This window comes from Mammaliicoccus sp. Dog046 (assembly GCF_034039665.1).
GTDB lineage: Bacteria > Bacillota > Bacilli > Staphylococcales > Staphylococcaceae > Mammaliicoccus.
The window spans coordinates 2,405,022-2,418,816 of the sequence record NZ_CP120131.1 but is presented as its reverse complement, the minus strand read 5'-3'; the positions used below and the strand labels follow the sequence as shown (position 1 = coordinate 2,418,816).

Sequence of the window (13,795 nt, the reverse complement as noted above, 5' to 3'; positions counted from 1 at the left end):
ATAGAGTATGAACATTGAAAACTGAATGACAATATGTCAACGTTAATTCCAATAATTTGAGTACTATTAGTACTTCAAGAGTGATTGGCTTAACCAATCAAAAAGAGCTAATCAAGCTTACTTCTTTTATGGAGAGTTTGATCCTGGCTCAGGATGAACGCTGGCGGCGTGCCTAATACATGCAAGTCGAGCGAACAGATGAGAAGCTTGCTTCTCTGATGTTAGCGGCGGACGGGTGAGTAACACGTGGGTAACCTACCTATAAGACTGGGATAACTCCGGGAAACCGGGGCTAATACCTGATAATATTTTGAACCGCATGGTTCAATAGTGAAAGGCGGCTTCGGCTGTCACTTATAGATGGACCCGCGCCGTATTAGCTAGTTGGTAAGGTAACGGCTTACCAAGGCGACGATACGTAGCCGACCTGAGAGGGTGATCGGCCACACTGGAACTGAGACACGGTCCAGACTCCTACGGGAGGCAGCAGTAGGGAATCTTCCGCAATGGGCGAAAGCCTGACGGAGCAACGCCGCGTGAGTGATGAAGGTTTTCGGATCGTAAAACTCTGTTGTTAGGGAAGAACAAATTTGTTAGTAACTGAACAAGTCTTGACGGTACCTAACCAGAAAGCCACGGCTAACTACGTGCCAGCAGCCGCGGTAATACGTAGGTGGCAAGCGTTATCCGGAATTATTGGGCGTAAAGCGCGCGTAGGCGGTTTCTTAAGTCTGATGTGAAAGCCCACGGCTCAACCGTGGAGGGTCATTGGAAACTGGGGAACTTGAGTGCAGAAGAGGAGAGTGGAATTCCATGTGTAGCGGTGAAATGCGCAGAGATATGGAGGAACACCAGTGGCGAAGGCGGCTCTCTGGTCTGTAACTGACGCTGAGGTGCGAAAGCGTGGGGATCAAACAGGATTAGATACCCTGGTAGTCCACGCCGTAAACGATGAGTGCTAAGTGTTAGGGGGTTTCCGCCCCTTAGTGCTGCAGCTAACGCATTAAGCACTCCGCCTGGGGAGTACGACCGCAAGGTTGAAACTCAAAGGAATTGACGGGGACCCGCACAAGCGGTGGAGCATGTGGTTTAATTCGAAGCAACGCGAAGAACCTTACCAAATCTTGACATCCTTTGATCGCTCTAGAGATAGAGTTTTCCCCTTCGGGGGACAAAGTGACAGGTGGTGCATGGTTGTCGTCAGCTCGTGTCGTGAGATGTTGGGTTAAGTCCCGCAACGAGCGCAACCCTTAAGCTTAGTTGCCATCATTAAGTTGGGCACTCTAGGTTGACTGCCGGTGACAAACCGGAGGAAGGTGGGGATGACGTCAAATCATCATGCCCCTTATGATTTGGGCTACACACGTGCTACAATGGATAATACAAAGGGCAGCGAATCCGCGAGGCCAAGCAAATCCCATAAAATTATTCTCAGTTCGGATTGTAGTCTGCAACTCGACTACATGAAGCTGGAATCGCTAGTAATCGTAGATCAGCATGCTACGGTGAATACGTTCCCGGGTCTTGTACACACCGCCCGTCACACCACGAGAGTTTGTAACACCCGAAGCCGGTGGAGTAACCTTTTATTAGGAGCTAGCCGTCGAAGGTGGGACAAATGATTGGGGTGAAGTCGTAACAAGGTAGCCGTATCGGAAGGTGCGGCTGGATCACCTCCTTTCTAAGGATATTACGGAATGACCATTAGGTCATGGAATAGCGTAGACATATTGTATTCAGTTTTGAATGTTTATTTAACATTCACATTGCACATTGAAAACTAGATAAGTAAGCAAATAGATTTTACCAAGCAAAAAAACCGAGTGAATTTCTAACGAAATTCAAGCTTAATAATCGCGCGTCGTCTTTTTAGACGACATCACAGATTAATAACATTTATTTTCTTAAACAGTGATGTATAAGGAAATATTAGATTAAGTTATTAAGGGCGCACGGTGGATGCCTTGGCACTAGAAGCCGACGAAGGACGTTACTAACGACGATATGCTTTGGGGAGCTGTAAGTACGCTTTGATCCAGAGATTTCCGAATGGGGAAACCCAGCATGAGTTATGTCATGTTATCCGCATATGAATACATAGTATGTGAGAAGGCACACCCGGAGAACTGAAACATCTTAGTACCCGGAGGAAGAGAAAGAAAACTCGATTCCCTGAGTAGCGGCGAGCGAAACGGGAAGAGCCCAAACCAACAAGCTTGCTTGTTGGGGTTGTAGGACACTCAATACGGAGTTACAAAGGAAATAATTAGACGAATGGCTTTGGAAAAGCCAACCATAGAAGGTAAAAGTCCTGTAGTCGAAAGTTATTTCTCTCCTGAGTGGATCCTGAGTACGGCGGAACACGTGAAATTCCGTCGGAATCCGGGAGGACCATCTCCCAAGGCTAAATACTCTCTAGTGACCGATAGTGAACCAGTACCGTGAGGGAAAGGTGAAAAGCACCCCGGAAGGGGAGTGAAATAGAACCTGAAACCGTGTGCTTACAAATAGTCAGAGCCCGTTAATGGGTGATGGCGTGCCTTTTGTAGAATGAACCGGCGAGTTACGATTTGATGCAAGGTTAAGCAGTAAATGTGGAGCCGTAGCGAAAGCGAGTCTGAATAGGGCGAATGAGTATCTGGTCGTAGACCCGAAACCAAGTGATCTACCCATGTCCAGGTTGAAGTTCAGGTAACACTGAATGGAGGACCGAACCGACTTACGTTGAAAAGTGAGCGGATGAGGTGTGGGTAGCGGAGAAATTCCAATCGAACTTGGAGATAGCTGGTTCTCTCCGAAATAGCTTTAGGGCTAGCCTCAAGTGATGATTATTGGAGGTAGAGCACTGTTTGGACGAGGGGCCCCTCTAGGGTTACCGAATTCAGACAAACTCCGAATGCCAAATAATTTAACTTGGGAGTCAGACTATGGGTGATAAGGTCCGTAGTCGAAAGGGAAACAGCCCAGACCACCAGCTAAGGTCCCAAAATATATGTTAAGTGGAAAAGGATGTGGCGTTGCCCAGACAACTAGGATGTTGGCTTAGAAGCAGCCATCATTTAAAGAGTGCGTAATAGCTCACTAGTCGAGTGACACTGCGCCGAAAATGTACCGGGGCTAAACATATTACCGAAGCTGTGGATTATCCGTAAGGATAATGGTAGGAGAGCGTTCTAAACGTGTCGAAGCATGATCGTAAGGACATGTGGAATGTTTAGAAGTGAGAATGCCGGTGTGAGTAGCGAAAGATGGGTGAGAATCCCATCCACCGATTGACTAAGGTTTCCAGAGGAAGGCTCGTCCGCTCTGGGTTAGTCGGGACCTAAGCCGAGGCCGATAGGCGTAGGCGATGGATAACAGGTAGATATTCCTGTACCACCTATGATTGTTTGAACGATGGGGGGACGCAGTAGGATAGGCGAAGCGTGCTGTTGGAGTGCACGTCCAAGCAATAAGACTGAGTGTTAGGCAAATCCGGCACTCGTAAGGTTGAGTTGTGATGGGGAGTTGGATCATGTATCCGGCGAGTCGTTGATTTCACACTGCCAAGAAAAGCCTCTAGTTAGAAAATAGGTGCCCGTACCGCAAACCGACACAGGTAGTCAAGATGAGAATTCTAAGGTGAGCGAGCGAACTCTCGTTAAGGAACTCGGCAAAATGACCCCGTAACTTCGGGAGAAGGGGTGCTTTTTAGGGTGAAAGCCTTGAAGAGCCGCAGTGAATAGGCCCAAGCGACTGTTTATCAAAAACACAGGTCTCTGCTAAACCGTAAGGTGATGTATAGGGGCTGACGCCTGCCCGGTGCTGGAAGGTTAAGAGGAGTGGTTAGCTTCTGCGAAGCTACGAATCGAAGCCCCAGTAAACGGCGGCCGTAACTATAACGGTCCTAAGGTAGCGAAATTCCTTGTCGGGTAAGTTCCGACCCGCACGAAAGGCGTAACGATTTGGGCACTGTCTCAACGAGAGACTCGGTGAAATCATAGTACCTGTGAAGATGCAGGTTACCCGCGACAGGACGGAAAGACCCCGTGGAGCTTTACTGCAGCCTGATATTGAAATTTGGCACAGCTTGTACAGGATAGGTAGGAGCCTTTGAAGCGTGAGCGCTAGCTTACGTGGAGGCGCTGGTGGGATACTACCCTGGCTGTGTTGACTTTCTAACCCGCACCATTTGATCATGGTGGGAGACAGTGTCAGGCGGGCAGTTTGACTGGGGCGGTCGCCTCCTAAAGAGTAACGGAGGCGCTCAAAGGTTCCCTCAGAATGGTTGGAAATCATTCGCAGAGTGTAAAGGCACAAGGGAGCTTGACTGCGAGACCTACAAGTCGAGCAGGGTCGAAAGACGGACTTAGTGATCCGGTGGTTCCGCATGGAAGGGCCATCGCTCAACGGATAAAAGCTACCCCGGGGATAACAGGCTTATCTCCCCCAAGAGTTCACATCGACGGGGAGGTTTGGCACCTCGATGTCGGCTCATCGCATCCTGGGGCTGTAGTCGGTCCCAAGGGTTGGGCTGTTCGCCCATTAAAGCGGTACGCGAGCTGGGTTCAGAACGTCGTGAGACAGTTCGGTCCCTATCCGTCGTGGGCGTAGGAAATTTGAGAGGAGCTGTCCTTAGTACGAGAGGACCGGGATGGACATACCTCTGGTGTACCAGTTGTCGCGCCAGCGGCATAGCTGGGTAGCTATGTATGGACGGGATAAGTGCTGAAAGCATCTAAGCATGAAGCCCCCCTCAAGATGAGATTTCCCAACTTCGGTTATAAGATCCCTCAAAGATGATGAGGTTAATAGGTTCGGGGTGTAAGCGCAGTAATGTGTGTAGCTGACGAATACTAATCGATCGAAGACTTAATCAAAATTTTTAACTCGGTTTATGCCGTAAAATCTGCTTACTATCTAGTTTTGAATGTGTAATATCATTCTTAATATTTTTACTATTTGTCTGGTGATGATGGCAAAGAGGTCACACCTGTTCCCATGCCGAACACAGAAGTTAAGCTCTTTAGCGCCGATGGTAGTTGGACTTACGTTCCGCGAGAGTAGGACGTTGCCGGGCAAAATTCAATTTTGACCATTAGGTCTTTTTTTCTTGAAAAAATCTCGAAAAAAGTTGAATTAAATGTTGACACAAGATATCAAAGAGAGTATAATTGTTTCTTGTGAGACAAATGAACATTGAAAACTGAATGACAATATGTCAACGTTAATTCCAATAATTTGAGTACTATTAGTACTTTCAAGAGTGATTGGCTTAACCAATCAAAAAGAGCTAATCAAGCTTACTTCTTTTATGGAGAGTTTGATCCTGGCTCAGGATGAACGCTGGCGGCGTGCCTAATACATGCAAGTCGAGCGAACAGATGAGAAGCTTGCTTCTCTGATGTTAGCGGCGGACGGGTGAGTAACACGTGGGTAACCTACCTATAAGACTGGGATAACTCCGGGAAACCGGGGCTAATACCTGATAATATTTTGAACCGCATGGTTCAATAGTGAAAGGCGGCTTCGGCTGTCACTTATAGATGGACCCGCGCCGTATTAGCTAGTTGGTAAGGTAATGGCTTACCAAGGCGACGATACGTAGCCGACCTGAGAGGGTGATCGGCCACACTGGAACTGAGACACGGTCCAGACTCCTACGGGAGGCAGCAGTAGGGAATCTTCCGCAATGGGCGAAAGCCTGACGGAGCAACGCCGCGTGAGTGATGAAGGTTTTCGGATCGTAAAACTCTGTTGTTAGGGAAGAACAAATTTGTTAGTAACTGAACAAGTCTTGACGGTACCTAACCAGAAAGCCACGGCTAACTACGTGCCAGCAGCCGCGGTAATACGTAGGTGGCAAGCGTTATCCGGAATTATTGGGCGTAAAGCGCGCGTAGGCGGTTTCTTAAGTCTGATGTGAAAGCCCACGGCTCAACCGTGGAGGGTCATTGGAAACTGGGGAACTTGAGTGCAGAAGAGGAGAGTGGAATTCCATGTGTAGCGGTGAAATGCGCAGAGATATGGAGGAACACCAGTGGCGAAGGCGGCTCTCTGGTCTGTAACTGACGCTGAGGTGCGAAAGCGTGGGGATCAAACAGGATTAGATACCCTGGTAGTCCACGCCGTAAACGATGAGTGCTAAGTGTTAGGGGGTTTCCGCCCCTTAGTGCTGCAGCTAACGCATTAAGCACTCCGCCTGGGGAGTACGACCGCAAGGTTGAAACTCAAAGGAATTGACGGGGACCCGCACAAGCGGTGGAGCATGTGGTTTAATTCGAAGCAACGCGAAGAACCTTACCAAATCTTGACATCCTTTGATCGCTCTAGAGATAGAGTTTTCCCCTTCGGGGGACAAAGTGACAGGTGGTGCATGGTTGTCGTCAGCTCGTGTCGTGAGATGTTGGGTTAAGTCCCGCAACGAGCGCAACCCTTAAGCTTAGTTGCCATCATTAAGTTGGGCACTCTAGGTTGACTGCCGGTGACAAACCGGAGGAAGGTGGGGATGACGTCAAATCATCATGCCCCTTATGATTTGGGCTACACACGTGCTACAATGGATAATACAAAGGGCAGCGAATCCGCGAGGCCAAGCAAATCCCATAAAATTATTCTCAGTTCGGATTGTAGTCTGCAACTCGACTACATGAAGCTGGAATCGCTAGTAATCGTAGATCAGCATGCTACGGTGAATACGTTCCCGGGTCTTGTACACACCGCCCGTCACACCACGAGAGTTTGTAACACCCGAAGCCGGTGGAGTAACCTTTTATTAGGAGCTAGCCGTCGAAGGTGGGACAAATGATTGGGGTGAAGTCGTAACAAGGTAGCCGTATCGGAAGGTGCGGCTGGATCACCTCCTTTCTAAGGATATTACGGAATGACCATTAGGTCATGGAATTGCGTAGACATATTGTATTCAGTTTTGAATGTTTATTTTAACATTCAAAAATAGAATGGGCCTATAGCTCAGCTGGTTAGAGCGCACGCCTGATAAGCGTGAGGTCGATGGTTCGAGTCCATTTAGGCCCACCATTTTTAATTGCACATTGAAAACTAGATAAGTAAGCAAATAGATTTTACCAAGCAAAAAACCGAGTGAATTTCTAACGAAATTCAAGCTTAATAATCGCGCGTCGTCTTTTTAGACGACATCACAGATTAATAACATTTATTTTCTTAAACAGTGATGTATAAGGAAATATTAGATTAAGTTATTAAGGGCGCACGGTGGATGCCTTGGCACTAGAAGCCGACGAAGGACGTTACTAACGACGATATGCTTTGGGGAGCTGTAAGTACGCTTTGATCCAGAGATTTCCGAATGGGGAAACCCAGCATGAGTTATGTCATGTTATCCGCATATGAATACATAGTATGTGAGAAGGCACACCCGGAGAACTGAAACATCTTAGTACCCGGAGGAAGAGAAAGAAAACTCGATTCCCTGAGTAGCGGCGAGCGAAACGGGAAGAGCCCAAACCAACAAGCTTGCTTGTTGGGGTTGTAGGACACTCAATACGGAGTTACAAAGGAAATAATTAGACGAATGGCTTTGGAAAAGCCAACCATAGAAGGTAAAAGTCCTGTAGTCGAAAGTTATTTCTCTCCTGAGTGGATCCTGAGTACGGCGGAACACGTGAAATTCCGTCGGAATCCGGGAGGACCATCTCCCAAGGCTAAATACTCTCTAGTGACCGATAGTGAACCAGTACCGTGAGGGAAAGGTGAAAAGCACCCCGGAAGGGGAGTGAAATAGAACCTGAAACCGTGTGCTTACAAATAGTCAGAGCCCGTTAATGGGTGATGGCGTGCCTTTTGTAGAATGAACCGGCGAGTTACGATTTGATGCAAGGTTAAGCAGTAAATGTGGAGCCGTAGCGAAAGCGAGTCTGAATAGGGCGAATGAGTATCTGGTCGTAGACCCGAAACCAAGTGATCTACCCATGTCCAGGTTGAAGTTCAGGTAACACTGAATGGAGGACCGAACCGACTTACGTTGAAAAGTGAGCGGATGAGGTGTGGGTAGCGGAGAAATTCCAATCGAACTTGGAGATAGCTGGTTCTCTCCGAAATAGCTTTAGGGCTAGCCTCAAGTGATGATTATTGGAGGTAGAGCACTGTTTGGACGAGGGGCCCCTCTAGGGTTACCGAATTCAGACAAACTCCGAATGCCAAATAATTTAACTTGGGAGTCAGACTATGGGTGATAAGGTCCGTAGTCGAAAGGGAAACAGCCCAGACCACCAGCTAAGGTCCCAAAATATATGTTAAGTGGAAAAGGATGTGGCGTTGCCCAGACAACTAGGATGTTGGCTTAGAAGCAGCCATCATTTAAAGAGTGCGTAATAGCTCACTAGTCGAGTGACACTGCGCCGAAAATGTACCGGGGCTAAACATATTACCGAAGCTGTGGATTATCCGTAAGGATAATGGTAGGAGAGCGTTCTAAACGTGTCGAAGCATGATCGTAAGGACATGTGGAATGTTTAGAAGTGAGAATGCCGGTGTGAGTAGCGAAAGATGGGTGAGAATCCCATCCACCGATTGACTAAGGTTTCCAGAGGAAGGCTCGTCCGCTCTGGGTTAGTCGGGACCTAAGCCGAGGCCGATAGGCGTAGGCGATGGATAACAGGTAGATATTCCTGTACCACCTATGATTGTTTGAACGATGGGGGGACGCAGTAGGATAGGCGAAGCGTGCTGTTGGAGTGCACGTCCAAGCAATAAGACTGAGTGTTAGGCAAATCCGGCACTCGTAAGGTTGAGTTGTGATGGGGAGTTGGATCATGTATCCGGCGAGTCGTTGATTTCACACTGCCAAGAAAAGCCTCTAGTTAGAAAATAGGTGCCCGTACCGCAAACCGACACAGGTAGTCAAGATGAGAATTCTAAGGTGAGCGAGCGAACTCTCGTTAAGGAACTCGGCAAAATGACCCCGTAACTTCGGGAGAAGGGGTGCTTTTTAGGGTGAAAGCCTTGAAGAGCCGCAGTGAATAGGCCCAAGCGACTGTTTATCAAAAACACAGGTCTCTGCTAAACCGTAAGGTGATGTATAGGGGCTGACGCCTGCCCGGTGCTGGAAGGTTAAGAGGAGTGGTTAGCTTCTGCGAAGCTACGAATCGAAGCCCCAGTAAACGGCGGCCGTAACTATAACGGTCCTAAGGTAGCGAAATTCCTTGTCGGGTAAGTTCCGACCCGCACGAAAGGCGTAACGATTTGGGCACTGTCTCAACGAGAGACTCGGTGAAATCATAGTACCTGTGAAGATGCAGGTTACCCGCGACAGGACGGAAAGACCCCGTGGAGCTTTACTGCAGCCTGATATTGAAATTTGGCACAGCTTGTACAGGATAGGTAGGAGCCTTTGAAGCGTGAGCGCTAGCTTACGTGGAGGCGCTGGTGGGATACTACCCTGGCTGTGTTGACTTTCTAACCCGCACCATTTGATCATGGTGGGAGACAGTGTCAGGCGGGCAGTTTGACTGGGGCGGTCGCCTCCTAAAGAGTAACGGAGGCGCTCAAAGGTTCCCTCAGAATGGTTGGAAATCATTCGCAGAGTGTAAAGGCACAAGGGAGCTTGACTGCGAGACCTACAAGTCGAGCAGGGTCGAAAGACGGACTTAGTGATCCGGTGGTTCCGCATGGAAGGGCCATCGCTCAACGGATAAAAGCTACCCCGGGGATAACAGGCTTATCTCCCCCAAGAGTTCACATCGACGGGGAGGTTTGGCACCTCGATGTCGGCTCATCGCATCCTGGGGCTGTAGTCGGTCCCAAGGGTTGGGCTGTTCGCCCATTAAAGCGGTACGCGAGCTGGGTTCAGAACGTCGTGAGACAGTTCGGTCCCTATCCGTCGTGGGCGTAGGAAATTTGAGAGGAGCTGTCCTTAGTACGAGAGGACCGGGATGGACATACCTCTGGTGTACCAGTTGTCGCGCCAGCGGCATAGCTGGGTAGCTATGTATGGACGGGATAAGTGCTGAAAGCATCTAAGCATGAAGCCCCCCTCAAGATGAGATTTCCCAACTTCGGTTATAAGATCCCTCAAAGATGATGAGGTTAATAGGTTCGGGGTGTAAGCGCAGTAATGTGTGTAGCTGACGAATACTAATCGATCGAAGACTTAATCAAAATTTTTAACTCGGTTTATGCCGTAAAATCTGCTTACTATCTAGTTTTGAATGTGTAATATCATTCTTAATATTTTTACTATTTGTCTGGTGATGATGGCAAAGAGGTCACACCTGTTCCCATGCCGAACACAGAAGTTAAGCTCTTTAGCGCCGATGGTAGTTGGACTTACGTTCCGCGAGAGTAGGACGTTGCCGGGCAAATATTTTTAAAATGGATGCGATGAGCCGCACTCGAGACCTGTTAGGTCTCTTTTTTTTGTTTATTATTTAGATTGGATTGGAAAGGATGCAAATATATGTGGAAATATTTTGATATGTTATTTAAATTAAACAAGAGTAACTTAGCTATAAAAAAAGCTATAATGCAAGCGTGTATTGTATTCGTAATTTTGATGACAAGTTTTGTATTTGGTAGATTTGATCTTGGATTAACTGCTGTATTAGGTTCATTTAGTAATATATATGTTATAAATGGTTCGTATCCTTCAAGAATACGAAAAGTAATTGTTGTAACCTTGATGCTAAGTTTATCTCTAATGTTAGGTACGCTTACTATTACAGTGCCATTCTTATATGCATTAGTATTAGGATTGATTGGTATGATTGCACACTTCGTTTTAAAAGCCTTTCAAATTCCTGGGCCATCTTCATTATTTTTTGTGTTAACATATAGCATTGCATCTATTATGCCAATTATGCCAGAAGAAGTTTGGAATCGTGGTTTACTTATCTTATGTGGTGGTGTTATTAGTACACTTGCAGTAATTATAGATGCAGTGTTTAATCATAAAAAGCCAGAAAAGGAAAGTGTATTAAATATTTATAAAAAACTAACATATTTAATGGAACATTTTTCTGGTAAAAACTTTGATGATGCACGAGGCGAGACTTTAAATGCTATACATAGTGCTACAACAACTTTAACGACTGCAAATGCATTTTGGAATAAAAATAAAGATTATCACAAGTTATTACAATTAAAGAGTAATGCTGAAGCAATATGGTCAAGTTGTTTAGAACTGTCATCAAGAGGTAATGAATCCATTCCAATCGAAATTATAGACGGAATTAAATATATAAGTGAAAGAATTGAAGGAAGAGAAAAGGCATCTTTTCAGCAAATAAGCATTAATAAAAAAGATGAGCACATTGATGAATTAACTGAATTAGTAAATACAACAGTAGCATTATTGGATGATACTGATGTTAAATTGAATAAACAAATCAATTATAGAAAACCAATGTATTCAACTATTATAAAAGACAATCTTTCAAAGAATTCAATGGTGTTAATGTCTTCAATGCAGTACGGTATTATTTTATTTGCTTCGGTTATTATTGCTTTTGGTATTGGTTTTGAACGTGCATATTGGATTCCAATGTCATGTTGTTCAGTGTTGTTAGGTTCAACATCACAATCAACGATACAACGAGCATTGCAAAGAACTTTTGGAACAATTGTTGGTATGTTAGTAGCTGTAATTATATTGTATTTTGAACCAAATACATGGGAAATAGTTATTTTAATGGCGATATTAATGGGAACTGCTGAGTTATTAATCGCATTTAACTATACGATTGCGGTTATGTTTATTACACCTAATGTGTTATTAATGTCGGCAGCAATAACACACCATTTTGATACACATCTTGTTTTTCCAAGAATTACTGATGTTATAATTGGATCTCTCATTGGATTAATTGGAGTATTAGTCATTAATAGAAAGCAAGCATCTAAAAAATTACCAAAAACAATCAATAATACATTGAGAATACAGGCTAATTTATTACATACTTTGTTCTCAACTAATAAATATCATCAAAGTGTGATTCATTCAAAATTAATAAGAAAAATGCAAACGGAAATTATGAATACAAAGGCAATGTATCAAGCTGCTTTACATGAAACGGATAATAATGTGAAGCAAATTGAATATGTATATCCTATAATATTTACCGTAGAACAATTGGCATTTACAATAGAGCGTGCCTATCAAGATGGAAATATAAGTGCATTGCCAGATCAATCAATAGGGCTATATTTAACAACATATGAAAATATATGTAAAGAAGTAGAATTTAATATTAGTTATGAAATCGTAGACTTGCCACAGATAAAAGGAATTGCGAGTATTCGAACAGAGTTAATGAAATTACAAAATATTAGCCGCGGGCGTATTGTATAAATAAAAAGCGTTAAATTTCTATGTACATAGAAATTTAACGCTTTTATTTTGTGAAACATTGTATAAGTGCATGAATATGATTTTCTAAATCTTCGTCGGGAATACCACCAAATCCTAGTACAAACTGAGGGATATGATCATTTTGTTTAAATCGGTAGTGAGCAAGTGGTTTAATATCAATATTCATTTGTTCGACACGATGAACACAATCTTCTAAAGAAAGCCCATTTGTTACTGTTAAGATAAAATGCATTCCTGTTAGCTCACCGGATATTGAAAAGATATCAGGATATTTTTTGAGTTCACGAATGATGATGTCTCTTTTATTTCTATATATCTTCCTCATTCGGTTAAGATGTCTTTCGAAGTGTCCATCACTCATAAATCGTCCTAAAGTATATTGTGTATGTCTTGGTACAGTGCCTCCTTCTATATTTGTTTTCTTGCGATAAATAGAGAGTAGCTCTTGTGGTAATACAGCATATGCGACACGAATAGAAGGGGAAATTGATTTTGAAAATGTACTGACATAAATTACTCGTCCAGTATTGTCTAAACTTTGTAGGGCAGGAATAGGTCTTCCACTATATCTAAATTCGGAATCATAATCATCCTCAATAATATAGCGGCTATTTTTTTCGGAAGCCCATTTTATTAATTGTGTTCTTCGTTTTAAATCCATAATGACACCTGTAGGGAATTGATGACTCGGAGTTATATAGACGACATCGAAGTCAGTACGTATGATTTGTTCTATGTCTATACCATTTGAATTAACTGGGATAAATTCGAATGGAACGTGTTTTCTTTTGAGTAAATTTCTGACTTGTTTATAAATAGGGTCTTCAATCATGTATTTAGCATCAGATAATATATCTGTCAGTATAGATAATAGTTGTTCCGTAGATGAACCAATAATAATTTGTTGGGGTAAGCAATTTACACCTCGACTGTGAAAAATATAATTTCGGATTTCTTTTCTAAGATTATAGTCACCTTGTTTATGACCGCTGTCTAATAAACAAATTTGATGATCGTCGAAAGATTCTTTCGCATATTTTCGGAAAAGGTCATTCGGAAAGTGAGATTTATCAATAGCTCCTAGTTTAAAACGGTACTGATATAATGATTCATTCTCATCTGACTCTGTTGGTAATTGTGTTTTATACGTTACAGGCAGATTAACAATATCGTTGATGTAGAAGCCAGAACGACTTCTACTTAATATATAACCTTCATCGCAAAGCAGTTGATAAGCATGTTCAATAGTCGTTTGGCTGACAGACAAGTAATGACTGAGCTGTCTTTTTGAGGGTAGCTTTTCGTTATGTTGCATCGTATTATTAATGATATTTTGTTTGATATTCTCATAAAGTTGTAAGTAAATTGGCGTGCTAATATCTCTATTAATATTGAACATAAGCATTTCCATGATTAATCTCCCTTATCTGACCACTATTTTTTTAATAAATCTGACTCTTTTACCAGTTC

Annotated in this window: 2 protein-coding genes, 1 tRNA gene and 6 rRNA genes; 8 read left to right on the top strand and 1 reads right to left on the bottom strand. The window is 44.1% G+C overall.

Going from position 1 to position 13,795, the window contains the following annotated elements; all coding sequences use genetic code 11:
• Positions 1 to 125 precede the first annotated feature (125 nt).
• From P3U32_RS11980 to P3U32_RS11945, 8 genes are all read left to right on the top strand, one after another.
• Positions 126 to 1,681: ribosomal RNA gene (locus P3U32_RS11980) — 16S ribosomal RNA — on the top strand.
• A gap of 251 nt (positions 1,682 to 1,932) precedes the next feature.
• Positions 1,933 to 4,859, top strand: a 23S ribosomal RNA gene (locus P3U32_RS11975).
• 85 nt (positions 4,860 to 4,944) lie between these two features.
• A 5S ribosomal RNA gene (gene rrf / locus P3U32_RS11970) occupies positions 4,945 to 5,059 on the top strand.
• Between the two features lie 231 nt (positions 5,060 to 5,290).
• Positions 5,291 to 6,846 (top strand): 16S ribosomal RNA (locus tag P3U32_RS11965).
• 94 nt (positions 6,847 to 6,940) lie between these two features.
• Positions 6,941 to 7,017: transfer RNA gene (locus P3U32_RS11960), tRNA-Ile, on the top strand.
• A gap of 172 nt (positions 7,018 to 7,189) precedes the next feature.
• A 23S ribosomal RNA gene (locus tag P3U32_RS11955) occupies positions 7,190 to 10,116 on the top strand.
• Positions 10,117 to 10,201: 85 nt separating this feature from the next.
• Positions 10,202 to 10,316: ribosomal RNA gene (gene rrf / locus P3U32_RS11950) — 5S ribosomal RNA — on the top strand.
• The 16S, 23S and 5S rRNA genes sit together here with 1 tRNA gene alongside, the layout of an rRNA operon.
• Positions 10,317 to 10,414: 98 nt before the next feature.
• Entirely contained in the window at positions 10,415 to 12,304 is a 1,890-nt protein-coding gene (locus P3U32_RS11945) for an FUSC family protein (RefSeq protein ID WP_323703401.1), read from the top strand.
• Between the two features lie 43 nt (positions 12,305 to 12,347).
• Here the strand turns inward: P3U32_RS11945 and P3U32_RS11940 are convergent, their stop codons facing one another.
• Complete coding sequence (locus P3U32_RS11940) at positions 12,348 to 13,736, bottom strand: MocR-like pyridoxine biosynthesis transcription factor PdxR (RefSeq protein ID WP_323703400.1); 1,389 nt, start codon at positions 13,734 to 13,736, stop codon at positions 12,348 to 12,350.
• Positions 13,737 to 13,795 lie beyond the last annotated feature (59 nt).